The 24,232-nt window shown below is 63.5% G+C and carries 20 protein-coding genes, 1 other RNA gene and 1 riboswitch; of the genes, 5 read left to right on the top strand and 16 right to left on the bottom strand.

The annotated features are described in order from the left end of the window. Positions 1–71: 71 nt before the first annotated feature. Both rpsI and rplM read right to left on the bottom strand, forming a co-directional pair. Positions 72–464 carry a 30S ribosomal protein S9 gene (gene rpsI, locus PJE01S_RS18340; RefSeq protein WP_068835090.1) on the bottom strand — a complete coding sequence of 131 codons (393 nt, stop codon included), beginning with the start codon at positions 462–464 and terminating at the stop codon, positions 72–74. An 11-nt stretch (positions 465–475) separates the two neighbouring features. Then, entirely contained in the window at positions 476–904 is a 429-nt protein-coding gene (rplM, locus tag PJE01S_RS18335) for a 50S ribosomal protein L13 (RefSeq protein WP_068835089.1), read from the bottom strand. 260 nt (positions 905–1,164) lie between these two features. Here rplM and PJE01S_RS18330 point away from each other — a divergent pair, with 260 nt between their 5' ends. Beyond that, positions 1,165–2,178, top strand: coding sequence for a 23S rRNA (adenine(2030)-N(6))-methyltransferase RlmJ (locus PJE01S_RS18330; protein ID WP_068835088.1), 1,014 nt, complete (start codon positions 1,165–1,167; stop codon positions 2,176–2,178). Between the two features lie 34 nt (positions 2,179–2,212). On the opposite strand, the gene PJE01S_RS18325 is transcribed toward PJE01S_RS18330, so the two are convergent. From PJE01S_RS18325 to ahcY, 5 genes are all read right to left on the bottom strand, one after another. Continuing rightward, positions 2,213–2,797 carry a septal ring lytic transglycosylase RlpA family protein gene (locus PJE01S_RS18325; RefSeq protein ID WP_068835087.1) on the bottom strand — a complete coding sequence of 195 codons (585 nt, stop codon included), beginning with the start codon at positions 2,795–2,797 and terminating at the stop codon, positions 2,213–2,215. A 26-nt stretch (positions 2,798–2,823) separates the two neighbouring features. Then, positions 2,824–3,654, bottom strand: coding sequence for a methylenetetrahydrofolate reductase [NAD(P)H] (metF, locus tag PJE01S_RS18320; protein WP_068835086.1), 831 nt, complete (start codon positions 3,652–3,654; stop codon positions 2,824–2,826). Positions 3,655–3,673: 19 nt separating this feature from the next. Further along, the gene (locus tag PJE01S_RS18315) at positions 3,674–4,666 is read right to left on the bottom strand and encodes a TlyA family RNA methyltransferase (protein ID WP_068835085.1); all 993 of its coding nucleotides are present in this window, start codon (positions 4,664–4,666) and stop codon (positions 3,674–3,676) included. Between the two features lie 23 nt (positions 4,667–4,689). Continuing rightward, a non-coding RNA gene (locus PJE01S_RS18310) (sX9 sRNA) lies at positions 4,690–4,763 on the bottom strand. Between the two features lie 52 nt (positions 4,764–4,815). Beyond that, positions 4,816–6,246, bottom strand: coding sequence for an adenosylhomocysteinase (gene ahcY, locus PJE01S_RS18305; RefSeq protein WP_068835084.1), 1,431 nt, complete (start codon positions 6,244–6,246; stop codon positions 4,816–4,818). Positions 6,247–6,344: 98 nt separating this feature from the next. Further along, positions 6,345–6,417: riboswitch (S-adenosyl-L-homocysteine riboswitch) on the bottom strand. A gap of 64 nt (positions 6,418–6,481) precedes the next feature. Here ahcY and PJE01S_RS18300 point away from each other — a divergent pair. After that, positions 6,482–7,291: an HAD-IIB family hydrolase gene (locus PJE01S_RS18300; RefSeq protein ID WP_068835083.1), complete on the top strand. Its 810-nt coding sequence runs from the start codon at positions 6,482–6,484 to the stop codon at positions 7,289–7,291. On the opposite strand, the gene PJE01S_RS18295 is transcribed toward PJE01S_RS18300, so the two are convergent. After that, positions 7,288–8,541 (bottom strand): MFS transporter, encoded by a 1,254-nt coding sequence (locus tag PJE01S_RS18295; protein ID WP_068835082.1) that lies wholly within the window; start codon positions 8,539–8,541, stop codon positions 7,288–7,290. The genes PJE01S_RS18300 and PJE01S_RS18295 overlap by 4 nt on opposite strands. A 103-nt stretch (positions 8,542–8,644) precedes the next feature. Between PJE01S_RS18295 and PJE01S_RS18290 the strand changes: the two genes are divergently transcribed. Continuing rightward, positions 8,645–9,223 carry a TetR/AcrR family transcriptional regulator gene (locus PJE01S_RS18290; protein ID WP_068835081.1) on the top strand — a complete coding sequence of 193 codons (579 nt, stop codon included), beginning with the start codon at positions 8,645–8,647 and terminating at the stop codon, positions 9,221–9,223. Positions 9,224–9,317: 94 nt separating this feature from the next. Here PJE01S_RS18290 and PJE01S_RS18285 read toward each other — a convergent pair whose 3' ends face one another. Next, positions 9,318–10,283, bottom strand: coding sequence for a Bug family tripartite tricarboxylate transporter substrate binding protein (locus PJE01S_RS18285; protein ID WP_068835080.1), 966 nt, complete (start codon positions 10,281–10,283; stop codon positions 9,318–9,320). 264 nt (positions 10,284–10,547) lie between these two features. Here PJE01S_RS18285 and PJE01S_RS18280 point away from each other — a divergent pair, with 264 nt between their 5' ends. After that, the gene (locus PJE01S_RS18280) at positions 10,548–11,495 is read left to right on the top strand and encodes an ATP-binding protein (protein ID WP_245660840.1); all 948 of its coding nucleotides are present in this window, start codon (positions 10,548–10,550) and stop codon (positions 11,493–11,495) included. A 65-nt stretch (positions 11,496–11,560) separates the two neighbouring features. Here the strand turns inward: PJE01S_RS18280 and uvrA are convergent, their stop codons facing one another. Continuing rightward, positions 11,561–17,638: an excinuclease ABC subunit UvrA gene (uvrA, locus tag PJE01S_RS18275; protein WP_068835078.1), complete on the bottom strand. Its 6,078-nt coding sequence runs from the start codon at positions 17,636–17,638 to the stop codon at positions 11,561–11,563. 200 nt (positions 17,639–17,838) lie between these two features. Between uvrA and PJE01S_RS18270 the strand changes: the two genes are divergently transcribed. Further along, a complete protein-coding gene (locus PJE01S_RS18270) occupies positions 17,839–18,918 on the top strand; it encodes an ABC transporter substrate-binding protein (RefSeq protein ID WP_157090383.1) in 1,080 nt (359 codons plus the stop codon). 77 nt (positions 18,919–18,995) lie between these two features. On the opposite strand, the gene PJE01S_RS18265 is transcribed toward PJE01S_RS18270, so the two are convergent. The 6 genes from PJE01S_RS18265 to PJE01S_RS18245 all read right to left on the bottom strand — a co-directional run bounded on the left by PJE01S_RS18265 (position 18,996) and on the right by PJE01S_RS18245 (position 24,231). Further along, entirely contained in the window at positions 18,996–19,454 is a 459-nt protein-coding gene (locus tag PJE01S_RS18265; protein WP_068835076.1) for a hypothetical protein, read from the bottom strand. A 192-nt stretch (positions 19,455–19,646) separates the two neighbouring features. Next, positions 19,647–19,802, bottom strand: a complete 156-nt coding sequence (locus tag PJE01S_RS25590; protein WP_169804398.1) for a hypothetical protein — start codon at positions 19,800–19,802, stop codon at positions 19,647–19,649. A 127-nt stretch (positions 19,803–19,929) separates the two neighbouring features. After that, entirely contained in the window at positions 19,930–21,588 is a 1,659-nt protein-coding gene (locus tag PJE01S_RS18260) for an MFS transporter (protein WP_068835075.1), read from the bottom strand. 234 nt (positions 21,589–21,822) lie between these two features. Further along, positions 21,823–22,503: a 2-hydroxychromene-2-carboxylate isomerase gene (locus PJE01S_RS18255; protein ID WP_068835101.1), complete on the bottom strand. Its 681-nt coding sequence runs from the start codon at positions 22,501–22,503 to the stop codon at positions 21,823–21,825. Positions 22,504–22,556: 53 nt separating this feature from the next. Then, the gene (locus tag PJE01S_RS18250; protein ID WP_068835074.1) at positions 22,557–23,309 is read right to left on the bottom strand and encodes a YbaK/EbsC family protein; all 753 of its coding nucleotides are present in this window, start codon (positions 23,307–23,309) and stop codon (positions 22,557–22,559) included. A gap of 1 nt (position 23,310) precedes the next feature. After that, the gene (locus PJE01S_RS18245) at positions 23,311–24,231 is read right to left on the bottom strand and encodes a hydroxymethylglutaryl-CoA lyase (protein WP_068835073.1); all 921 of its coding nucleotides are present in this window, start codon (positions 24,229–24,231) and stop codon (positions 23,311–23,313) included. Between the last annotated feature and the right edge of the window lies 1 nt (position 24,232).

Here is a 24,232-nt window from a genome sequence, read left to right as displayed (position 1 = left end):
AAGCCCATGAAAAAAGCCGCCAGGGCAAACCGTGGCGGCTTTTTTCGAGCAGAACAGCTCGGGAAGCGTGATTAACGCTTGCTGAACTGCTTGCGACGGCGCGCTGAGCGGAAACCGACTTTCTTACGTTCGACTTCACGTGCATCACGCGTCACAAAGCCAGCCTGGCTCAGGGCCGGCTTGAGCGATGCGTCATAGTCAATCAGCGCACGGGTGATACCGTGGCGCACTGCACCGGCCTGGCCGGACTCGCCGCCGCCGTGGACGTTGACCATGATGTCAAACGTCTCGACGTGGTTCGTCAGAAACAGGGGCTGGCGGCAGATCATGATCGAGGTCTGGCGACCGAAGAACACCTGGATGTCCTTGTCGTTCACCGTGATCTTGCCAGTGCCTTTTTTGATAAACACGCGGGCGACGCTGGATTTGCGACGGCCAGTGCCATTGTTCCATTCACCAATCATCTCAAGGCTCCTTAAATTTCCAGCACTTTAGGCTGTTGGGCGGTGTGCGGATGCTCTGCACCACCGTACACCTTGAGTTTCTTGATCATGGCGTAGCCGAGCGGGCCCTTGGGCAGCATGCCCTTGACGGCTTTTTCCAAAGCGCGGCCGGGGTGCTTGGCTTGCATGTCACGGAAGCTGGTGGCAGTGATGCCGCCGGGATAACCGGAGTGACGGTAGTAAATCTTGTCGGTCGACTTGGCACCGGTGACGCGCAGCTGGGCTGCGTTGATGATGACGATGAAGTCACCGGTATCGACGTGAGGCGTGTAAATGGCCTTGTGTTTGCCGCGCAAACGGAGAGCAACTTCGCTGGCTACTCGTCCGAGGACCTTGTCGGTCGCGTCAATCACAAACCACTCGTGCGTCACGTCAGCGGGTTTTGCGCTGAAGGTTTTCATGAGTTTCTCTTTTTCAAAAGGGTTTGTCGGGTTCTTTTCCACGGTCGGCGTTCTTCTGATGAGAACCTCTTAGGTGGTCATTTGCGCAAAAACTCTCCGAAAAAGCCCACTTCCCGAAAAGACAAGTGAGGTCGCGAAAAGCCCCTGGCAACCCTGCCGCGGAACCACGTGTTCGCTGCAGAGCCTTGGATTATATGAAAAATCAAGGACTTGCGTCAATTTTTAGAAGCCTCCCGCGGCAAGAAGGTACGATAGACCCCATGTTTTCCTATCGCCACGCCTTCCACGCAGGCAACCACGCCGACGTTCTCAAGCACACCACGCTGATCGCGTTGATGAAGTATTTGACCCAGAAAGACACGGCGCTGACCGTGATCGACACCCATGCCGGCGCCGGTTTGTACCGGCTCGATGGCGATTACACCGAGACCAGCGGCGAAGCGCTGGAAGGTATTTTCAAGCTCCTTTCCGAGCCAAAACAGCCCGTAACCCAGACTCAACGGGCACCGGCAGCTACAAAAAAAGTAGCGCCTCCGGCCTCGGGCGAAGCGCCGGCGGCGCCTGTCGCCAAATCCGGCCCTGCTGCAGGCTGGGCGCCGGCCCTGCAGGATTACCTGGAAGTGCTGCGCGGCCTGAACCCGCATTTCGCCCAGACCGGCGACCCGGCGCATCTGAAAATCTACCCCGGCTCGCCGTTTATCGAGCAGCAATTCCTCAGCGGCCGCGACAAACTCAAGCTGTTTGAGCTGCACCCCACCGATTTCAAGTCGCTTTCGGGCAACATCGAGCAGCTCGGCGTCGGCCGCCAGGTGGCGGTGGCGCGCGAGGACGGCTTTGAAGCCCTCAAGACCTTTTTGCCGCCGCCGGCCCGCCGCGCCATGGTGCTGTGCGATCCCAGCTATGAAATCAAGAGCGATTACGCCCGCGTGAGCGCCTGCATGGCCGACGCCGTCAAGCGCTTTGCCACCGGCACCTATGTGGTCTGGTACCCCATCATTCCGCGGCCGGAAGCGCATGACTTGCCGCGCAAACTCAAGACACTGGCCGTCAAGGCCGGCCGCAGCTGGCTGAACGCCACGCTGACGGTGAAGTCGAGCAAGCTGACCACCGATGTGACCGGCGAAGTGAAACGCCCGGGCCTGCCCGCCAGCGGCATGTTTGTGATCAATCCGCCGCACACACTGAAAGCGGAACTGCAGGCGGCCCTGCCGCAAATGGTCGCCCTGCTGGGGCAGGACCGCAACGCCGGTTTCACGCTGGACCACGGCGGCTGAGCCGGGAGCCGGGTCCGCCCGGGCAACCCCAAAATCAAGGCCGCTTGGCGGCGGCGCGGCGCGTGGGGCGACGGGCTTTGCGGACCGGCGCGGATGCGGCCGCCAGCGGCGTGGACGCGGGCACTTCCAGAGACACCTCGGCGACCCCGTCGTCCAGCAGGCCCAGCGCCTGCGCCGCGGCCCGGCTCACGTCAATCACACGCCCCGGGGCAAACGGCCCGCGGTCATTGATGCGGACCTCCACCTCGCGCCCCAGCGCCAGACTGCGCACCCGTACCACGGTGCCAAAGGGCAAGGTCTTGTGGGCCGCCGTCAGCGCGTACATGTCGTAGCGCTCGCCGCTGGCGGTGCGCCGGCCATGCAGGCCCGGGCCATACCAGGAGGCCTGGCCGCGCTCCAGCTCCCTGGCCGCCTCGCCGGTCAGCAGGTATTTGTCGTCCGTCACGGCCCCCTCAGGCGGCGCTGCATCGGTGGCGGAAGCCGGCTTGGCCGGCCTGGGCGGCACCCTGGCGGCGGGTGCGGAGGTGCTGGACGATGATGGCGAAGGGATGGTCGTACAGGCGCTCAGGGCCGCCAGCAGGCCGGCGAGGGCCAGGAACCTGAACACGCCCTTGCGCATGGAGTCCGCCCGCTATCCGACCGGACTCAGGCCAGATTCAGGCGGCGAATGATCTCCGTCGTCGCCCCCGCCTGGTTCATGGTGTAGAAATGCATGCCGGGCACGCCGGCCGCGCACAGCTGCTCGCACAGCGCGGTGACCACGTCCAGGCCAAAGCTCTTGATGGAGGCCGTGTCATCGCCATAACCCTGCAGGCGCAGCCGAATCCAGCGCGGAATCTCGGCGCCGCAGGCGTCGGAAAAGCGCATCAGCTGCGTCGAGCTGGTGATCGGCATGATGCCGGGCACCACCGGCACGTCAAGGCCCAGCCGCCGCACATCATCGACAAAGCGGAAATAGGCGTCCGCATTGAAGAAATACTGGGTGATGGCCGAATTGGCCCCGGCCCTGACCTTGGTGGCAAAAGCCTGCAGGTCGGCATCGGCCGACTTGGCCTGCGGGTGAATCTCAGGGTAGGCCGCCACTTCCATGCGGAAGGCATCGCCGGTTTCGGCGCGGATAAAGGCCACCAGGTCGCTGGCGTAATGAAATTCGCCGCCCATGCCATAGCCGCTGGGCAGGTCGCCGCGCAGCGCCACCAGGCGCTTCACGCCCATGGCCTGCAGGGCGGCCAGCTGCTGGCGCACCGTGGCCTTGGTGGCGCCCACGCAGGAGAAATGGCAGGCCGCCTCCACCCCTTCGTCCAGAATTTCCTTGACGGTGCCAAAGGTGCCCTCCTGCGTCGAGCCGCCCGCGCCAAAGGTCACGGAGCAGAACTCGGGCTGGTGCGCGTACAGGGCCTGGCGCGTCAGCCGCAACTTCTCGGCGCCTTCGGGCGTTTTCGGGGGAAAGAATTCAAAGCTGATCGGAAGATTCATCGCGGGTCTCTATCGTTCTTCAGTGGTCTTCGGCTTTTTTGTCGCGCCGCTTGCTGCGTGCCGGGCCGGGCTGGCCTGCGTGCGCGGCTTCGGGATCTTCATGCGGCTCACGCGAGGCGGCGCGCGGCAGGCGCTTGGGCACCTTGCGCTGCGGCGCAGCGGGCAGCGGCGTGTCTTCGCCAGCAACGTCACGGCCCTTGATGGCATGGATGAAAAACTCGCGGTTGCCGTCACCGCCGTCAATCGGCGACGCCAGCCAGGCTTTCACGTCCAGCCCCAGCGTAGCGCAGGTGTCGCGCAGGCGTTTTTCCACAAATTCAAACAGTGCGGCTTCGCGGACAATGCCGCCCTTGCCGATCTGGCCGGGCTGCAGTTCAAACTGCGGTTTGACCAGCATCAGCAGATCGCCGCCCGGCTTGAGCAGGCGTACCACGGCCGGCAGTACCAGCGTGAGCGAAATGAAGGATAGATCGCCGGTCAGGAAGTCGAAATTGGCTTCGAGCGGAATGTCTTCTTCCGGCTCGCCATCGGCATCGAATCCATCGTCAGCCCCCGCCTCATGGGCGTGACCGGCGACCAAATCCATGGCCGTCATGGACCTCGCATTGACGCCCTCTATGCACACCACGCGCGGGTCACTGCGCAGGCTGGGGTGCAGCTGGCCGTGGCCCACATCCACACCCACGACCTGCACGGCACCGTGCTGCAGCAGGCAGTCGGTAAAGCCGCCGGTGGACTGGCCAATATCCATGCAGCGCAAGCCGCTGATGCTGAGGCCGGTGCTTTTCAGCGCGCCCTCCAGCTTCAGCCCACCGCGCGAAATGTATTTGGCCTCGGTGGTGTCCAGCAGCTGCAGCTCGGCCGCATCGGGAATCTCGTCACCGTTCTTGGCCACCTTCTTCCAGGCGCCCCCCTCTTCCACACGCCATTGCACCCCCGAAGCGATCAGGCGCTGGGCCTGGGAACGGGTCGCGGCATGGCCGTGTTCGACGAGGAAAAGATCAGCACGCAAAAGTAGTCTCCAGGCAATTCAACGGCCCCCAGGGCGTAGCGAGCGCCCCGAGAGCAAGGCGCGGGCGGCGGGCAACCGGAATGCACTTGAGGTGCATGAGGATTGCCTGACCAGGACCCGCAACGCCGCTATCGGGTCGCGCAGTCGCCTTAATAGCGATAGGTGTTGGCTTTGTAGGGGCCGGCTTTCGACACACCAATGTAAGCCGCCTGCTCGTCGCTCAGTTCGGTCAGCATCGCGCCGACTTTCTTCAGGTGCAAGCGCGCCACTTTTTCATCGAGGTGCTTGGGCAGCACGTAAACCTTGCCCACTTCGTAGTCGGCCTGTTTGGTGAACAGTTCGATCTGCGCAATCGTCTGGTTGGCAAAGCTGGACGACATCACGAAGCTGGGGTGGCCGGTGCCGCAACCCAGGTTGACCAGGCGGCCCTTGGCCAGCAGGATGATGCGCTTGCCGTCAGGGAAGATCACGTGGTCGACTTGCGGTTTGATCTCTTCCCAGGTGCATTTCTCCAGCGACGCCACGTCGATCTCATTGTCGAAATGGCCGATGTTGCAGACGATGGCCTGGTCTTTCATCTTGGCCATGTGGTCATAGGTGATGACGTTCTTGTTGCCGGTGGCGGACACGAAAATATCGGCCTTGTCGGCGGCGTATTCCATGGTCACGACCTTGTAGCCTTCCATCGCGGCCTGCAGGGCGTTGATGGGGTCGATCTCGGTCACCCACACCTGAGCGCTCAGAGCGCGCAGGGCCTGGGCCGAGCCCTTGCCCACGTCACCGTAACCGGCCACGCAGGCGACCTTGCCGGCCACCATCACGTCGGTGGCGCGCTTGATGGCGTCGACCAGCGATTCGCGGCAGCCATACAGGTTGTCGAACTTGGACTTGGTCACCGAGTCATTGACGTTGATGGCGCGCAGGGCCAAGGTGCCCTTGGCCGACATTTCGTTCAAGCGCAGCACGCCGGTGGTGGTTTCTTCGGTCACGCCGATGATGTTTTTCAGGCGGCGGCTGTACCAGGTCGGGTCTTGCGCCAGCTTGGCCTTGATGGCGTTAAACAGGCAGATCTCTTCTTCGCTGGTCGGCTTGGAAATCAGGCTGGCGTCCTTTTCGGCCTTGCTGCCCAGGTGCATCAGCAGCGTGGCATCGCCGCCGTCGTCCAGGATCATGTTGGGGCCTTCTTCGGGCGTGCCCTTGGCGCCGCTGAATTCAAAGATGCGGTGGGTGTAGTCCCAGTAGTCGGCCAGGGTTTCGCCCTTGATGGCGAACACCGGCGTGCCGGCCGCGGCAATGGCGGCGGCGGCGTGGTCTTGCGTTGAAAAGATGTTGCACGAAGCCCAGCGCACGTCGGCGCCGAGTGCCTGCAGGGTTTCGATCAGCACGCCGGTCTGGATCGTCATGTGCAGCGAGCCGGTGATGCGCGCGCCCTTCAGCGGCTGGGCCTTGGCGAATTCTTCGCGGATGGCCATCAGGCCAGGCATTTCGGTCTGGGCGATGTTCAGTTCCTTGCGGCCCCAGGCGGCAAGCGAAAGGTCGGCAATGATGTGATCGGTGGAAGGCTTCAAGACGGCGCTCATACGGTTCTCCAAATTTCAAACGTCAACTGGGCAAAATCGCCACGGGCACGGCCTTCAGGGGATGGGGAATTCAGTCATTCACCCGGCTGGAGAGCACATGCGGGTGAGCGTGGTTGCAATGAAGTCCTGAGCCTGGTCCACGTGGTGTGGCTTGCAACGCTCCTCAGGAAGCCGCTATTGTACCGAACCCGTTGCCGCCGCGCCAGCGCCGCAGTGCCCGTGCGAAAATTTCACGATGCAAGAACTGAACAGCTGGCCGGCAGCCGAGCGCCGCGCCATCACCGGCGTCTTCACCGACATTGACGACACCCTGACCACCGAAGGCGCCATCACGCCCGATGCGCTGCAGGCCCTGGCCGAGCTGAAGGCCGCCGGCCTGCAGGTGGTGGCCATCACCGGGCGGCCTATGGGCTGGAGCGAGCCCTTCGCCGCCCGCTGGCCGGTCGATGCCATCGTGGCGGAAAACGGCGCCGTCGCACTGGTCCCTCAACGCGACAATGCGCTGCAGCCCAATGGGGACGGTCGCAAGGCGCTATCAAAACTGTACCAGCAGGACGCGGCAACACGGGCCGCCCACTATGGCCGGATGCACCAGGTGCTGCAGCGCATCGAGCGCGAGATACCCGGCGCGCAGCGCGCCGCCGACTCGCCGGGCCGTGAAACCGACATTGCGATTGACCACAGCGAGTTTGCGCGCCTGAGCGAAGCGCAGATTGCGGCCGTCGTGGCGCTCATGACCCGCGAGGGCATGCACGCCACCGTGAGCAGCATCCACATCAACGGCTGGTACGGCGGCCACAACAAGCTCGAAGGCGCGCGCTGGATCGTCCGCGAACTCTGGCAACGCGACCTGGATGCCGAGCTTGAGCGCTGGGTTTACATCGGCGACTCGACCAACGACCAGCTGATGTTCAAGACCTTTGCCAACAGCGTGGGCGTGGCCAATATTGCGCGCTTCGTGCCGCAGCTGGCGCACCTGCCGCGTTATGTGACGCGCGGCGAGCGCGGCGCGGGCTTCACCGAAGTGGCGCGCGCCCTGCTCTAGGCCGGCGTGCCCGCGCGGCGCAGCGACGACCAGCGCAGCCAGGCGCCCAGGCCGGCCACCGCCAGCACCAGCGTGGCGTAACCCTCCACCGTGGCCGGCAGGCCCAGCGGTGCGATCAGCCGGCCGGCCAGCATGGCTGGCACGCTGAAGGCCAGGTAGCTGGTGGCGTACAGCGCTGCAAACAGCTCGGCCCGCTGATGCGGCTGCGCCAGCGGGGCCAGTGTCTGCACCTGTGCGGAGAAAGCCGAGCCGCCGCCGAAACCGGCCAGCGCCGTTCCCGCAAAAAACAGGGCCACGGAATGGGTGGCCAGCGACACGGCCACCAGGCCTGCGCCCACGGCAAGCAAACTCATGCCCAAGGCGCTCATGCGCACAGGCGGCAGGCGCCTGAGCAAGGTCGGCGCAACGGCGCCCAGGCCGAAAAAGGTCGCAATGGCGAGGCCGTTGACGATGCCGTTGTGAATGCCGAAGATTTGCTGCAGCACGGAAGGCACCAGCGACAGGTACAGGCCCGCGAAGGACCACACCGCCACCATCGTCGGCACGCCGCGCACAAATTCAGCACGTGCCTGCACCGGCACCGAAATGCGCGGCACCAGCGAGGCCAGCGCGCCGGGGCGCGGTGTGACGCTTTCAGGGAGAAACAGCGTGGCCACGGCACCCGTCACGCAGATGGCGGCCAGCACACCGAACACCAGCGGCACCGGGTGCAGAGCAAGCTTCACGGCGATGCCGGTCAGCAGCGCACCCACAGCCAGGCCCGCCAGTGGCGAGACGCTGCCTATCATCGCGCCCAGCCGTTTTTGCGCAGCCGGGGCCGCTTCCACCACCGCCGCCGTCAGCGCGCCGCTGACCATGCCGGTCGCAATGCCCTGGACGATGCGCGCCGCGATGATGCCGCCTACGCCCTCGGCCAGCAAAAAGGTCAGCATCGCGCCGGCCTGCAGCAGCAAGGCGGCAAACACCACGGGCCGCCGGCCGACGTGGTCGGACAGCGAGCCGGCCACCAGCAGCGAGGCCAGCAGCGCAATCGCGTAGATCGCAAAGGCCACCGTCAGCAACGCCGGCGAAAAGCCCCATTGCTGCTGGAACACGACAAACAGCGGCGAAGGCGCGCTGCCCGCCACGAAAAATGCGAACAACAGGATTGCCAGCAGCGGGAAGGCGGCCGCGGGCGGCAGCCGCCAGCGTGTGGACATGGCGGGAGTGGCGGAAGAGGACTCCGAAGAGGTGGCGGTAGATGCAGTCATGGGAAACGCTCGACTTTCTTAAAGCGAATTTATTTGCGTTTGTGAATTCTACGCTCAGTTTAAAATTAACGCAAACATCGTTGCTTTAAGCTAAAATCAACGCATGAACACCCCCCTGACACCCCAGATCAAACGCCCCGGCGGCCGCAGCGCCCAGGTGCAAACCGTGGTGCGCAAGGCGCTGGAAGAACTGATTGCCCAGGAAGGCCGCGACAAGGTCACCGTGCCGGCCGTAGCGGAGCGCGCCGGCGTCAGCGCCTCCAGCATTTACCGGCGCTGGGGCGACGTGAACGGCCTGCTGGGCGAAACCGCGACACAGCGGCTGGACCCGAGCCGCCCCCTGCCCGAGACGGGGGACTTGAAAGGCGAGCTCGCGGCCTGGGCCCGGGAGCTGATCACCCACCTCAACAAGGCCGGCAACACCTCGCTGCTGAAGGCTGCGGCCGCGCTGGCCGGCTCGGAAGACACCAACTGCCTGAAAAACCGCCGCGCCGAAGCCACCGTGCTGGTGAATCGGGCCCAGGCGCGCGGCGACGCCGCACCCAGCGTGCAGCAGGTGCTGGACCACATGATGGCCCCCATCATCTATCGGTTGATTTTTGGCTCCGGCGTCCAGCCGGGCCTGGCCGACCAGCTGGCCGACGAGCTGTTCGTGCTGGCAAACCCGAACGGCTCTGCCTGATCAGCGGGGGCCGCGGAACCGGCTTAGCCGGGCCGCAGGCGCCGTCCCCTGCAAGGGGAAAAGGGCTACACGCAGTGAGCCCGATAGGGGTGTGCTATTTATTCAGCCCCAGCTTGTCGATCAGCACTTTCTCACGGCCCACGGTGTCCTGCGCAAACTTCGTGTAGTCCGCCGAGCCCATGTAGTTGGGCAGCATGTCGTAGCGGGCCAGCACTGCGACATAGCTGGGTTCCTCCATCGCCTTCTTGAAGGCATCGTGCAGCCGCTTGACGACGTCCGGCGGCGTGCCCTTGGGCGCGCCTATGCCGAAGGGCGAGTTCTGCACGATGTCGTAGCCCAGCTCCTTCAGCGTGGGCGCGTTGGGGAATTTGTCCAGCCGCTTTTCGCCCCAGGTGTTGAGCACGCGCAGCTTGCCGGCCTCGACCTGCGGCGCAAAGCCGGTGCTGTCGGCGCCGGCCATCAGTTGCCCGCTGACCAGCGCCAGCATCAGGTCGGCGCTGCCCTTGTAAGGCACGTGCTGCAGCTCGATGCCCGCCTTCTGCGCGATAAGCTCCGTCGTCAGGTGCGGGCTGGTCAGCGTGCCGGTGGAGCCATAGGTCAGCTTGCCAGGGTTGGCCTTGGCATAGGCGACAAAGTCGGCCCAGGTCTTGAACGGGCTTTCGGCCGGCACCACGATGCCGAAGGCGTAGCCGGTCACATTGATGATGTAGCTGATGTCCTTGACCGGGTTCCAGTTGATCTTGGTGGTGTAGCCCAGCCGGAACACGCCCAGCGGGATCTGGGCGACGGTGTAGCCGTCTGCCTGCGCGCTTTGCAGCTGCTGCGCCGGCAGCGTGCCACCGGCGCCGGGCTTGTTTTCCACAATCACCGGCTGGCCGAGGATTTTCGAGGCGTTGTCGGCCAGCGAGCGCATGGTGATGTCGGTCGGCCCGCCGGCCGGAAAGGCGACGAGGAGTTTGATAGGCCGGGACGGGAAGCTTTGGGCCTGCGCCACGCCGAAAGAGGCCAAGGCTGGGGCCGCCAGTGCGGCGGCGGATTGCAATAAATGGCGGCGTTGCATAAGAGTCTCCAGGAATAATGTCGCAGCTTGCGAAGCGCCATCATGCGCCACGCAAGCCCCCGCCACATCAGGGCAACACCTGAAGCCCTGTCGCGCCCGCGTCAGCCGGACCTTCAAGCCTTTTAAGGCCATGGCCCAATCAACATGAGCGCAGATTGCTATTCATTTGATAGCATCAACACCATCACTAAACCCGCGCCAGCACCGGCGCGAGCGCCTGGCCGGTGTGGGTGCCCAGTGTCACCACCGCTTCCGGCGGCGCCGATGCGACGACTTGGCCGCCGGGGTTGCCGCAGCTACCAGGACCACAGCCCCATCCAGATCGTGCGCTACAGCAATCGGCTTGAGGTTATTAACCCCGGCTTTTCCTTGAAAGACATGGCCAGCCTGGGCACGCCGGGTTCGCGGCTGCGCAATCCCGCCATTGCCGCCGTGCTGCACGAAATCAACTGGGCCGAAACCAAAGGCTCTGGCATACGTACCATGCGCCGGCTGGCAGATGACGCAGGGCTGCCACTACCAGACTTTGCGTCTGATCGACAAAAAAACGAGTTCAAGGTCACGCTGTTTTTGCACCACCTACTGACCGAAGAAGACTACGCGTGGCTAAAAGCGCTGGCAGGCGACACGTTATCAGCCGAAGAAGCCAAGGCGCTGATTTACGCACGCGAAACCGGTGTGGTGGACAACACCGCTTGCCGCGATTTTTCTGAGCTAGACACCCTGCAAGCCAGCAGCCTGCTGCGCCGCCTGCGAGACCGGGGGTTGCTAGAAAAACAAGGAGCAGGCAGCCGCACGCACTACACCCTGGCAAACCCTGTGGAGGTGGCCAACAGGCACCCACAGCAGGGGAAATTGCCGCTCGAAGGTGATGCGCAGACACCTGAAGGTGGTAACCAACTGCCTGAAGGTGGTAAGCAGAGGTCCGAAGGTGGTAAGCGGGACTTACCACCTTTGCCGCCAGAACTGGCGGAAAGGTTGCCCGCCCTGGGTCAGCGGATGGGTGCAACAGCCTTACGCCAGCTCATCCGTGATTTGTGCGGGTGGCAACCGCTGCGGGGCGAAGAACTTGCCACCTTGCTGGGCAAGGACCTCAAATACCTGCGCAACAAGCACCTGTCAGCCATGGTTCAGGCGGGCAAACTGGCTTTTCAATACCCAGAGTCTCCAAATCACGCGTTGCAGGCCTACAAGCTTCCGGAAAAGCACTGAAATTGGCCCTCAGCCCAAACAAATCGGGCGCAATCTACTATCGTTTCAATAGCAACAACGTACGCCTAAACCCGCGCCAGCACCGGCGCGAGCGCCTGGCCGGTGTGCGTGCCCAGCGTCACCACGGCTTCCGGCGGCGCCGATGCGACGACCTGGCCACCGGCATTGCCGCCGTCCGGCCCCAGGTCAATCACCCAGTCGGCCTCGGCAATCACGTCCAGGTCGTGCTCTATCACCACCACGCTGTGGCCGCCGTTGACCAGCCGGTGCAGCACGTGGATCAGCTTCTCGACGTCGGCCATGTGCAGGCCCACCGTGGGCTCGTCCAGCACATACAGCGTGTGCGGCGCCTTCTGGCCGCGCCGCGTGATGTCGTCGCGCACCTTGCTGAGTTCGGTCACCAGCTTGATGCGCTGCGCCTCGCCGCCCGACAGCGTCGGTGAGGGCTGGCCCAGCGTGAGGTAACCCAGGCCCACATCCTTGAGCAGCTGCAGCGGGTGGCCTATGTTGGGCATGGAAGCGAAGAAATCGACCGCCTCGTCCACTTCCATCTTCAGCACGTCGCCAATGTTTTTGCCGCGCCAGGTCACGGCCAGCGTTTCCGGGTTGAAGCGCGCGCCGTGGCAGGTTTCGCACAGCACCTTCACGTCGGGCAGAAAGCTCATGCCTATGGTGCGCACGCCCGCGCCCTCGCAGGTCGGGCAGCGCCCCTCGCCGGTGTTGAACGAAAACCGCCCGGCCGCGTAGCCGCGCGCGCGCGCTTCCAGGGTGTCGGCAAACAGCTTGCGTATCGTGTCCCAGAAGCCGATGTAGGTGGCCGGGCAGGAGCGCGGCGTTTTGCCAATCGGCGTCTGGTCGACCTCCAGCACGCGGTCCACCACCTCGTAGCCCTCTATGCGCTCGCAGCCCGTCCACGCCGGGCGCCGGCCCGCGTCGTCGGCTTCACGCCCGGCCTTGGTCGAGCGCAGCGTGACGCCGGCATGCACGTTCGTCAACAACACATCCCGCGCCAGCGTGGATTTGCCCGAGCCCGAGACACCCGTGACCGCCACCAGCCGGTACAGCGGCACGGTGACAGAGACCTCCTTGAGGTTGTGCATGTCGGCATTGACGACATTGAGCCATGATGTGAATTTGCTTGCGGCAGCGGGTGCTGCGTTGTGCAGCGCGCTGGCGCTTGCTGCGGCCGCTTTCAATGCCGCGGCTTTGAGCGCAGCCTGCTTTTGTTTGCCCAAGGGCTTGAGGGGAGCGCCCTCACCCCCGCCCTCTCCCAGAGGGAGAGGGGGCAAGCCCGTTTCGCTCCCTCGCCCCTTTGGGGAGAGGGCTGGGGTGAGGGGCTGCTCCGTTTCGCGGCGTGCGTGCAGCGGATGAATCAGCGGCTGCGCCAAGTAGCGACCCGTCAGCGACTCAGGCACCGCAGACAACTGCGCCGCCGTGCCCTGCGCGACCAGTTGCCCGCCGCGTTTGCCGGCGCCGGGGCCTATGTCGATGATGTTGTCGGCGCGGCGTATGGTGTCCTCGTCATGCTCCACCACCACCAGCGTGTTGCCGCGCTCGCTGAGCTTGCCCAGGGCACGCAGCAGAATCTGGTTGTCGCGCGGGTGCAGCCCTATCGTGGGCTCGTCCAGCACATAGCAAACGCCCTGCAGGTTGGAGCCCAGCTGCGCTGCCAGCCGGATGCGCTGGGCCTCGCCGCCCGACAGCGTGGGCGCGCCACGGTCCAGCGTCAAATAGCCCAGTCCCACATCCTCCAGAAACTCCAGGCGGCTCTTGATCTCGGGAATCAGGTCGCGGGCGATGCCGGCTTCGCGGCCGGCAAGCGCCAGGGTTTCCGCCCAGCGGCGCACGTCCGTCACCGACAGGCGGGCAATGTCGGAAATGCCCACCCCGGCAAACTTCACGGCGCGCGCCTGCGCGTTGAGGCGTGTGCCCTCGCAGCCCGGGCAGACCGCGTCGGTCACGTCATCGGCATCGGGTTCTTCGAAGCTCTGCTCACGCCCCTTGTTGTCGTCGCCCAGCACCGAATCGTCAAAGACCTTGCGCTGTTCCCTGGTGAGCTTGACCCCGGTGCCCACGCAGTCCGGGCACCAGCCATGCTTGCTGTTGTAGCTGAAGAGCCGCGGGTCCAGTTCAGGGTAGGAAGTCGAGCAGACCGGGCAGGCCCGCTTGGTGGAAAAGGCCTCCAGCCGGCCAATGCCCTTGGTGCTGCTGCCGGCCTGCATGGCGGCCTGCAGGCCGTCCAGCGGCGCCAGCACATGCAGCACGCCCTTGCCATGCTCCAGCGCGGTGGCCAGCGCAGAACGCAGCGCGGCTTCGTTCTCTGGCCTGACATGGAGATCAGTCACCGGCAGTTCGACCGTGTGTTCCTTGAAACGGTCAATGCGCGGGAAGCCGGTGGTCGGCAAAAACTCGCCGTCAATGCGCAAATGCGTGTAGCCGCGCGGCCGCGCCCAGTCGGCCAGCTCGGTGTACACGCCCTTGCGGTTGATCACCAGGGGCGCCAGCAGGCCGATGTGCTGGCCGCGGTAGGTTTTCAGCAGCTGCGCCGCAATGCTTTCCGGGCTTTGCGGCATCACCGCCGCGCCGTCTTTGGTGCAATGCTGGATGCCCAGCTTGACGTAGAGCAGGCGCAGGAAATGCCAGACCTCGGTGGTGGTGCCGACGGTGGACTTGCGCCCGCCGCGCGACAGGCGCTGCTCGATCGCCACGGTGGGCGGAATGCCGTACACCGCATCGACCTCGGGCCGGCCGGCCGGCTGCACGATGCTGCGCGCATAGGCGTTGAGCGACTCCAGGTAGCGCCGCTGCCCTTCGTTGAACAGGATGTCAAAGGCCAGCGTGGACTTGCCCGAGCCGGACACGCCGGTCACCACATTGAACTTGCCGCGCGGAATATCGACCGACAGGCTCTTGAGGTTGTGTTCCTTGGCGTTGACGATCTGGATCAGGTTGGAAAAGGCCGGCCGCGTGGCCCAGGCCTTGGGCCGCGCCTCTTCCACGCCATGCACCCGGCCCATGGCCTGCTCGTACTCGCGCAGCGCCTGCGCCGTGTGCGAACCGGGATGCAGCCTCACTTCTTCAGGCGTGCCTTGCGCCACCAGCAGGCCGCCCGCTTCGCCACCTTCAGGCCCCAGGTCTATCAGCCAGTCGGCCGAACGGATCACATCAAGGTTGTGCTCGATGATGATCAGCGAGTGGCCCGCTTCCAGCAGCTTGCGCAGCGCCCGCATGAGCTTGGCGATGTCGTCAAAATGCAGGCCGGTGGTGGGCTCGTCAAACAGGAAAAGTGTGCCGCGATTTGGATACCTGAGTGCCAGCGCCTGTTTGCTGGCGCTGGCCGTTTTACTGGCATTGGCCAGAAAGCCCGCCAGCTTGAGCCGCTGCGCCTCGCCGCCCGACAGCGTGGGCACGGGCTGGCCCAGCTTCACATACTCCAGGCCCACATCCACAATCGGCTGCAGCGCACGCACCACCTCGCGGTCTTGCGCGAACAGCTGAACGGCCTCGCTCACGGTCAGCTCCAGCACGTCGGACACGTTGAGCAGCACCGGCTTGGGCTGGCCTATGGCCTGGCGCTCAATCGTGACTTCCAGGATTTCCGCGCGGTAACGCTTGCCGTCGCAATCCGGGCAGCGCAGGTACACGTCGCTCAAAAACTGCATTTCGACATGCTCAAAGCCGGAGCCGCCGCAGGTCGGGCAACGCCCGTCGCCATTGTTGAAACTGAACTTCGAGGCGGTGTAGCTGCGCTGCCTGGCCAGCGGCGCCAGCGCAAACAGTTCACGCACGGCGTCCCAGGCGCCCACATAGCTGGCGGGGTTGGAGCGCGCCGTCTTGCCTATCGGCGACTGGTCGACAAACACCACATCGGTCAAGTGGTCGGCGCCCATCAGCCGGTCATGCAGGCCCGGCGTCTCCGTGGCCTTGCCAAACTGACGCAACAATGCGGGCGCCAGAATATCCTGCATCAGCGTGGACTTGCCGGAACCGCTGACCCCGGTCACGCAAACCAGGCGCTGCAATGGAAATTCCACCGTCAGGTTTTTCAGGTTGTGGTCGCGCGCGCCCTCCAGAATCAAACGCGGCGTGTTGTCGGTCACCGCGCGCTTGAAGCCCATGCCGACCTGCTTGCGGGCGCCCAGGTAGGCGCCGGTCAGCGTATCGGCATGCTTGAGATCTTCGGGCGTGCCGTCAAACACAATCTGGCCGCCCTTCACGCCCGGGCCGGGGCCCATGTCTATCATGCGGTCGGCCGCCAGCATTACCGCGGGGTCGTGTTCGACCACCACCAGCGTGTTGCCGGCGTCGCGCAGCCGGTGCATGGCCTGCGTGATGCGGTTCATGTCGCGCGGGTGCAGGCCGATCGAAGGCTCGTCCAGCACGAAGAGGGTATTGACCAGCGAGGTGCCCAGCGCCGTGGTCAGGTTGATGCGCTGCACCTCCCCGCCCGACAAGGTGCGGCTCTGGCGATCCAGCGTGAGGTAGCCAATGCCGACGTCGCAGAGGTATTTCACGCGCGTTCTGATTTCCTCGAACAGCGATTTCAGGGCCTGCTTCTCGGCGTCGTCGCCCATCACATCGAGCGACAGGCGGCTGAAGAATTTTGCCAGCCGGTCTATGGGCAGCTGCATCAGGTCATGCACGCACAAGCCCGGCAGGGCCTCGAGTTGCTCGCGGCGCCACTGAACGCCCACCGGCATGAAGCGCCGGTCGGGCGGCAGCACTGAATCGGCGGCCTCTTTCGAGCCGAGGCGCCAGAGCAGGGGCTCGAGCTTGAGGCGCGCGCTGCCACAGGTTTCGCAGGGCGTGTAGCTGCGGTACTTGGACAGCAGCACACGAATGTGCATCTTGTAGGCCTTGCTTTCCAGGTATTCAAAGAAGCGCTTGATGCCAAACCAGTGCTGGTTCCACTTGCCGTTCCAGCTCGGCGAACCGTTGATGACCCAGGCCTGCTGCTCCGCGGTGAGTTTGTACCAGGGCGTGTCACGCGGAATGCCGGCGGCCTCGGCGTGGCGCATCAAATCGTCCTGCGCTTCTTTCCACGCCGGCGTCTGCATGGGCTTGATGGCGCCCATGCGCAAGGTGAGTTTTTCATTGGGAATGACCAGCCCATAATCCACGCCGATGACGCGACCAAAGCCGCGGCAGGTTTCACAGGCGCCCATGGCCGAGTTGAAGGAAAACAGCGACGGCGTGGGGTCGGTGTAGCGCAGGTCGCTGTCGGGGCAATGCAGGCCGGTTGAAAAGCGCCACATCTCGTCGGGCTGGCTATTGTTAGCCCCCACGCTTTTCACTTCGTGTAATGCGCTGCCCCCCAGGGGGGCTGGCTCGGCTTGGGGCGGCCCTGCGCTGTCGCCGCCTTCACCGCGCTGCACATACACATTGAGGCGTCCGCCACCGTGCTTCAGCGAAGTTTCAATCGCCTCAATGACGCGCACCTTTTCAGCAGTGTGCAGGCGAAAACGGTCCGCCACCACATCCAGCAGCTTAATGGCCCCCACGCTTGCCACTGCGTGTGCTTTGCTGCCCCCCGAGGGGGCTAATTTTCCTTGGGGCGGCCCGGCGGAAAATTGTCGGGCCGCCACTTCCCGCTCGGCATGCACGCGCGTGAAGCCGCTGGCAGAGAGCCATTGCTCGAGTTGCTCGGCGCTGGTATTTCCCGGCAACTCCACCGGAAACGTCATCACCGTTCTGGGATCACCCTCCACAGTGCGTGCCATCAGGTCGGCATAAATCGACTCGGGACTGTCATGCCGAACCGCTTGCGCCGTCTGTTTGTCGAACAGCTGGGCCGCGCGGGCATACAGCAGCTTCAGGTGGTCGTTGAGCTCCGTCATGGTGCCCACGGTGGAGCGTGAACTGCGCACCGGGTTGGTCTGGTCAATCGCAATGGCGGGCGGCACGCCCTCGACCTTGTCCACCGCCGGCTTGTCCATGCGGTCCAGAAACTGGCGGGCGTAAGCGGAGAAGGTCTCCACGTAACGGCGCTGGCCTTCGGCGAACAGCGTGTCAAACACCAGCGAGGACTTGCCCGAGCCGCTGGGGCCTGTCACCACCGTCATTTCGCCGGTACGGATGTCCAGATCAAGGTTTTTGAGGTTGTGCTGACGCGCGCCGCGAATGCGGATGGTTCCCTGGGACATCGGTTGGGTCTTTCCTGAAGAGGTCAAACATTCTAGACAGTCGTGCTGCGGATGCCGGGCGGTGGGGTTAAAGCGCCGTGCCGAGCCGCCATGATGGTTTTCCCGGCTCCTCACGCACCCCGCTTCATGATCCACTTGCGGCCTGAGTTGAACTTATGGAGACAAGTGTGAAGAAATCGAATTTGTGGTGCGCGGCCTTCATGATGGCCATGCTGGGCCACACCAGCCAGGCCCAGATCGTGATTGGTCAAACCGCAGGATTCACGGGCCCCGTGAGCGCCGGTGTGAAGGAAACCACGGACGGCGCGAAACTCTACATAGAGGCCATCAATGCCAAGGGGGGCGTCGGGGGACAAAAAATCGAGTTGATCTCCCTGGACGACAAGTTCGAGCCCAAGCTGGCGGCCGAAAATGCGCGCAAGCTGATTGAAGAGCAAAACGTGGTGGCGATGTTCCTGACCCGCGGCACACCTCACACCGAAGCGATGATTCCACTGCTCGACAAATATGGCGTGCCGCTCATAGGCCCATCCACCGGCGCCATGGTGCTGCACCAGCCCGTGAAAAAGCATATTTTCAATGTGCGCGCGACCTACCAGCGCGAAGCTGAAAAAGCCGTGACCCACCTGAACTCCATGGGCATCAGCCGGATCGCCATTGTCTATGCGGACGACAGCTTCGGCGCTGATGGCGTGACTGGCGCGCAAAAAGGACTGGCGACCGCCAAGCTGCAAGCGGTCGTGCAGGAAAAGTTTGACCGCTCCAAGCCCGATTACAGCGCTATCGCACCCAAGGTTTACCAGTCCAACGCGCAGGCCATCATCATGGTGGCGTCAGGCCAGGCCGTGGTGGATGGCATCAAGGCCTTCCGCGCAGCCGGCTCCACCGCACAGGTCGTGACCCTGTCCAACAACGCGTCAAGTGGCTTTGTGAAGAACCTGGGCGAAAACGGGCGTGGCGTGATCGTCACGCAAGTCTTTCCCTACGAACGCTCTATTTCCTACCCCATGGTGAAGGAAGCCCTGGAACTGGCCAAGGCCAAAGGACAGAACGAGGTGAGTCCGGCCATGCTGGAGGGCTTTGCGGCCGCCAAGGTGCTGGTTGAGGGCCTGCGCCGCGCCGGCGCCAAGCCCAGCCGCGAAAAAATCCAGGCAGCGCTGGAAGGCATTCGCAAACTGGATATCGGCGGACTTGAAGTGAGCTACAGTCCCGACCATCACACCGGACTGGATTTTGCCGACCTGTCCATCATTGGCACCGACGGAAAATTCAAGCGCTGAGCGGCGCTGGCCCGAAGCCCTGCCGCGGTCAGGCGTGAAGCAGGCGCATCACGCTGAGCCATACCTCGCCGTGACGTTCAGGAATACAGGGCGTGTTCAAGCGCCCTGAATTTCTCGGGGCCGACGGCCTCCTTGATTTTCGGCGCCAGTTCCCGCAGCTTGACCAGGTCACCGGCGGCTTCAACCGCCAGGTTAAGCCGGAAGCCACGCAGACCCAGCTCCGCAGTGAGCCGGGTGGCAATGGGATAGGCCTTTGAGTAATGCTCTTGCGCACTCAGGCGGGACTCGCCAGCAAGGCCTGGCGCGGAGGCAGGACCCGGCTCTGGCACCGCTGCGGCCGTGCCCGCCAGCAGACCCAGCGTCACCAGGTGATTCACATCGTCCGTCGTCACCCCCAATCCGGCGGTTGCCTTGAGCACCTCTTCGGTACTGCGCTTGCCGTCAAACATGATGAATGCCGAGCGCTGTCTTGGCGTCAAGGCAAGAGAACGGTTCTGCAAAGCGGTTTGCCCCAGCGCCGTCTTGGTGAAAGTCATTGGCTTGTCTCCATTAAATGCGCTGTGGACGTGGCCCACGGCATGGTGTCATGGTGCAGAGACGACGGTGTATTTTGTTTTTTCGCCCCCGCCCCAATTTAACCCATTTTTCGGCATCCGCCTGGATGGCTTCACTTGCCAAAACTCACGCGACGCACAGCGACGCCTGACAAGCCGGGAGAAAACCCGGACTCAGGTCGCCGCGCCGCTTGCAACGCCCGCCACGAGGGCAGCCGGCACGGGCAAGGCCCCATGCTTTTCGCCCCCCATTTCAATATCACCGCCCCTGTTCAGCATCAACAGCGCAAGCCCCGCAAACACGATGAATCCCACCACCAGTTTCCACATCTTTTTTCTCCCCCCCAAAAAAAAGCCCCCGGCACATGATGACGAGGGCCTGCAAACTTTGACAAGGCCTTGATAAGGACCTCAGGGTCAACGCGGGCGGTCACCGCCCGCGTTGCCAAAATGCCAATCAGTCGTTGGCGTAAATGTCAACGTCCTTGGTCTCCTTGATGAACAAGGTGCCGATCACGACGGTGACACCGGCAATGATGATCGGGTACCACAGGCCGTTGTACATATTGCCGGTCTGCGCAACGATGGCAAAGGCCGTTGTTGGCAGCAGGCCGCCGAACCAGCCGTTACCGATGTGATAAGGCAGGCTCATGGAGGTGTAGCGGATGCGGGTAGGGAACAGTTCAACCAGCATGGCGGCAATCGGGCCGTACACCATGGTGACGAGCACCACCAGATAAAACAGGATGGCCGTCACCGCGACCTTGTCCATCTTGGCGGGGTCCGCCTTGCTGGGGTAGCCGGCCGCCTTCAGGTCGTCAGCGACCAGCTTCTTGAACTCGGTGTCCTTCTTCTTGGCATCGTCCGCGCTCAGGCCCTTGGCGCTGTAGCTTGGAATGGTGGATTCACCAATCTTGATCGTGGCCACCGTACCTGCGGGCGCTACGGCGTTGTCGTAGCTCACCGACGCACCGGCCAGCACCTGCTTGGCAATGTCGCAGGAACTGGTGAACTTGGACGTGCCCGTTGGGTTGAACTGGAACGAGCACTCTTTTGGATCGGCGCTCACTATCACCTGGTTCTTGGCCTGTGCTGCGGCCAGATCCGGATTGGCCGCCTTGGTCAGCGCGCCGAACACAGGGAAGTAGGTCACAACGGCCAGCAGGCAGCCCGCCATGATGATGGGCTTGCGGCCGATCTTGTCGGACAGGACACCGAAGATGACGAAGAACGGCGTCCCCAGAATCAGCGAATAGGCCACCAGAATGTTGGCCGTAGGACCGTCCACCTTGAGCGCCTGGGTCAGGAAAAACAGTGCATAGAACTGGCCGGAATACCAGACCACGGCCTGGCCGGCGGTCAAGCCGATCAGGGCCAGAATCACGATCTTCAGGTTTTTCCATTGGCCGAAAGACTCGGACAGCGGCGCCTTGGACGTCTTGCCCTCTGCCTTCATCTTCTGGAAGGCAGGCGATTCGTTCATGGAAAGGCGGATGTACACAGACACCGCCAGCAGCAGGATGGACACGACGAAAGGAACGCGCCAGCCCCAGTCGGCAAACGCCGCTTCGCCGGTGGCGGTACGCACACCCAGGATCACCAGCAGGCTCAGGAACAGGCCCATGGTCGCCGTGGTCTGGATCCAGGAGGTGTAGGCGCCGCGCTTGCCGTGCGGCGCATGCTCGGCCACGTAGGTCGCGGCACCACCATACTCACCACCGAGCGCCAGGCCCTGCAGCATGCGCAGTGCAATCAGGATCACGGGCGCCGCGACGCCAATGGATGCATAGCTGGGCAGCAAGCCCACGATGAAGGTCGACAAGCCCATGATCACGATGGTGACCAGGAAGGTGTACTTGCGGCCGATCATGTCCCCCAGGCGCCCGAACACCAGTGCGCCGAACGGACGCACGATGAAACCGGCGGCGAAAGCCAGCAGTGCAAAAATGAAGGCCGAGCCCGAGTCCAGTCCGCTGAAAAACTGCTTGGCAATGATCGCGGCCAGTGATCCGTAAAGGTAAAAGTCGTACCACTCAAATACGGTGCCCAGCGATGAAGCGAAGATGACTTTCTTCTGCTCCGATGTCATGGGTCTGTTGTCGACGGCTGTTGACATGATGTCTTGTCTCCAAAATATGAGTGCTTCCGAGATGAAAGCTGAACTCATTATTTTGGTCATCCCTGACCTAGCTCTGACACGAAAATAACAGGAGCTTGCGCGAAACTTATGCGGGACTGACAAGTCAAGGGGAAACCCTTGGAAGGCTTTTCAGCATGCGAAGCGCATCAGGGAAAACGCCTAGGGTCTGTTCACGCTAAAACGGAAGATGCGTTTTAGCGTGAGCAGACCCTAGCGCCGGCGTGTCATACCCGAGATCACCTGGCTGACGCCATTCCAGTCCGGCCCGCTGAACCAGGGGTCATCCAGCAGGTAAGCGCGCAGCATGGGCAGCGAGTCCAGCCCCCAGAAGAGTTTGTCGTCAACCGCAAAAGCGGGCACGCCAAAAGCCCCCTGCGTCATGGCCTCTTCGGTATTTTTTTTCAGTTGGGCCTTGACCGCCTCACCCTGCATGCGGCCCTGCACATCCGGCATATTCTGCGGCGCCTGCTGCGGAGCCAGCTGCTGAACCAGCGACTCGAAACGTTGCACATCGGCCGCCTCGGCACCACCACGCCAGACGTGGCGAAAAATGCTTTCACACACATAGCGGCTGGGTGCGCCTGGCTCCGCTTCGGGCGCGCATGCCAGCGCCAGTCGCAAAAGAGGCAAGGGGTTGAAGGGGTGACTGGCCGGCAACTGCAGGGGAATGCCCTGGCTGTGTGCCAGCCACAGCACCTGACGGTAGGTCCAATCACGCTTGGGGGCGATCTCCGCGGGGCCCAACTGGCCGTGCTGCTTGAGCATGGCGGCGAACAGCACGGGCATGTAGCGCACGCTGTAACTCAAACCGCCCAGGGCTTGCGGTAGTTGCTCAAACGCCAGGTAGGCATAGGGCGAGAGGAAGTCGAAATAAAAGCGGATGTACTTCATGCCGCTTGTGCCCGACGACGCGGCCGCCTGCGGCGGGAGATGACCCGTGACCGTCATGATGGCATGGCCGCCATGCGCGTTTCAATGGCGCGCCAGATGGCCCGCTTGGCGTCATCATCCGCGCCGCTCCAGGCCGCGATCTCGTCACGCGTGCGGTAGCACCCTTCGCACAAGCCGCTCGCGGCGCTCATGCGGCAAACAGAGATGCAGGGCGACGGCACATCGGCGGCAGCGCTCACCGTTTGAGCGCGCAAGGAAACCAAAGTGATGGCACGCTGCAAAGCCAGTTTTTCCTCGTCCACAGCCACCGCCAGGTCAGCCACCGGCGCACCGGTCAGCTGCTGCAGTTCTTGCGGCGACAGCCGGAATACGCCATGGGGATGCCCGGCCGCGGCCCAGATGTCATCAAAGCGAAACAGCGACTGGTCAATCAGCGTCACCGAGGGGGTGGCATGGGCGAGCGGTGAAACGCCGCCAATCGAGAAGCCGGTGCGGGCCTTGACAAATTCCGCATCGGCACGCCCCAGCCGTTTGCCGTCAGGGCAGACCAGGGCCTCCACTTTTTTCTCGTCCACGCGCTGGTCGCCTGAGGTCACGATCAGCACGGCCGCATCATCGGATTTGCGGCGAAAAATAATGCTCTTGGCAATCTGGCCCACGGCCACCCCCAGCGCGTCCGCCGCCTGCTGCGCGGTGCGTGCGGCATTGTCGAGCATGACGGGCGCATGCGGATGGCCCAGGGCCTGGAGCGCGCTGGCGACCCGCCTTACACCGTCGGGCAGGGCCAGAAGTTCGGATCCACACATCTCAACCTGCCCTCTTGTTCAGCAGGGCCGTCGCGGCCCGGGAATTGGGTTTGCGCTCCAGAAAATCACTGATGAACTTGCCGGCGTCGATCAGCTTGTCCAGATCAATGCCGGTTTCAATGCCCATGCCCTGCAGCAGGTAGACCACGTCTTCGCTCGCCACATTGCCGGTCGCGCCCTTGGCGTAGGGGCAGCCGCCCAGCCCCGCTGACGAGGTATCAAACTGCCAGATGCCCATTTCCAGCGCGGCCAGGGTGTTGGCCAGCGCCTGCCCATAGGTGTCGTGAAAATGGCCCGACACATCGTCGATGGCGTAGTGCCTGAGCGCAGCCTCCATGGCGCGCTGCACCTTGAGCGGCGTGCCCACGCCAATCGTATCGGCCACGCCGATGTGCTGCACGCCGATTTCCTTCATGAGCCGCGCGACGAGCTCCACGCGCTCGGGTGGAATCTCGCCTTCATATGGGCAGCCAACGCTGCATGAAATGGCGCCGCGCACATAAATGTTGTGGGCCTTGGCCGCCGCCACCACCGGCCGAAAGCGCTCGATGCTTTCGGCGATGGAGCAGTTGATGTTGCGCTGGCTGAAGGCTTCGCTGGCCGCGCCGAACACCACGATCTCGTCGGGCCACAACGCACGCGCCGGCGCGATCGCGGCCTCAAAGCCCTTCATGTTGGGCGTCAGCACCGAATAGCGCACGCCCGGCTTGCGTCGTATGCCGGCCATCACCTCTGCGTTGTCCGCCATTTGCGGCACCCACTTCGGCGAGACAAAACTGGTGACCTCGATTTCAGTGAGCCCGGCATCCTGCAGGCGGTGCACCAGTTCAATCTTCACGGCCGCCGGTACCGCGGCTTTCTCGTTTTGCAAGCCGTCGCGCGGGCCCACGTCAACGAGTTTGACTTTGGCAGGTAAGTTCATG

The organism is Polaromonas jejuensis NBRC 106434, from assembly GCF_001598235.1.
Lineage (GTDB): Bacteria > Pseudomonadota > Gammaproteobacteria > Burkholderiales > Burkholderiaceae_C > Polaromonas > Polaromonas jejuensis.
Note: the sequence above shows the minus strand (reverse complement) of the source record. Positions and strands in the feature narration are given on the sequence as shown.

Bases quoted from the DNA above. Each gene is read 5' to 3' on its own strand.
- PJE01S_RS18285 (WP_068835080.1), bottom strand. From the start codon at position 10,283: ATGCAACGCCGCCATTTATTGCAATCCGCCGCCGCACTGGCGGCCCCA.
- PJE01S_RS18330 (WP_068835088.1), top strand. From the start codon at position 1,165: ATGTTTTCCTATCGCCACGCCTTCCACGCAGGCAACCACGCCGACGTT.
- PJE01S_RS18280 (WP_245660840.1), top strand. From the start codon at position 10,548: ATGCGACGACTTGGCCGCCGGGGTTGCCGCAGCTACCAGGACCACAGC.
- PJE01S_RS25590 (WP_169804398.1), bottom strand. From the start codon at position 19,802: ATGTGGAAACTGGTGGTGGGATTCATCGTGTTTGCGGGGCTTGCGCTG.
- PJE01S_RS18290 (WP_068835081.1), top strand. From the start codon at position 8,645: ATGAACACCCCCCTGACACCCCAGATCAAACGCCCCGGCGGCCGCAGC.
- PJE01S_RS18300 (WP_068835083.1), top strand. From the start codon at position 6,482: ATGCAAGAACTGAACAGCTGGCCGGCAGCCGAGCGCCGCGCCATCACC.
- PJE01S_RS18265 (WP_068835076.1), bottom strand. From the start codon at position 19,454: ATGACTTTCACCAAGACGGCGCTGGGGCAAACCGCTTTGCAGAACCGT.
- PJE01S_RS18245 (WP_068835073.1), bottom strand. From the start codon at position 24,231: ATGAACTTACCTGCCAAAGTCAAACTCGTTGACGTGGGCCCGCGCGAC.
- uvrA (WP_068835078.1), bottom strand. From the start codon at position 17,638: ATGTCCCAGGGAACCATCCGCATTCGCGGCGCGCGTCAGCACAACCTC.
- PJE01S_RS18255 (WP_068835101.1), bottom strand. From the start codon at position 22,503: ATGAAGTACATCCGCTTTTATTTCGACTTCCTCTCGCCCTATGCCTAC.
- PJE01S_RS18295 (WP_068835082.1), bottom strand. From the start codon at position 8,541: ATGACTGCATCTACCGCCACCTCTTCGGAGTCCTCTTCCGCCACTCCC.
- rplM (WP_068835089.1), bottom strand. From the start codon at position 904: ATGAAAACCTTCAGCGCAAAACCCGCTGACGTGACGCACGAGTGGTTT.
- PJE01S_RS18270 (WP_157090383.1), top strand. From the start codon at position 17,839: ATGATGGCCATGCTGGGCCACACCAGCCAGGCCCAGATCGTGATTGGT.
- metF (WP_068835086.1), bottom strand. From the start codon at position 3,654: ATGAATCTTCCGATCAGCTTTGAATTCTTTCCCCCGAAAACGCCCGAA.
- ahcY (WP_068835084.1), bottom strand. From the start codon at position 6,246: ATGAGCGCCGTCTTGAAGCCTTCCACCGATCACATCATTGCCGACCTT.
- rpsI (WP_068835090.1), bottom strand. From the start codon at position 464: ATGATTGGTGAATGGAACAATGGCACTGGCCGTCGCAAATCCAGCGTC.
- PJE01S_RS18260 (WP_068835075.1), bottom strand. From the start codon at position 21,588: ATGTCAACAGCCGTCGACAACAGACCCATGACATCGGAGCAGAAGAAA.
- PJE01S_RS18250 (WP_068835074.1), bottom strand. From the start codon at position 23,309: ATGTGTGGATCCGAACTTCTGGCCCTGCCCGACGGTGTAAGGCGGGTC.
- PJE01S_RS18325 (WP_068835087.1), bottom strand. From the start codon at position 2,797: ATGCGCAAGGGCGTGTTCAGGTTCCTGGCCCTCGCCGGCCTGCTGGCG.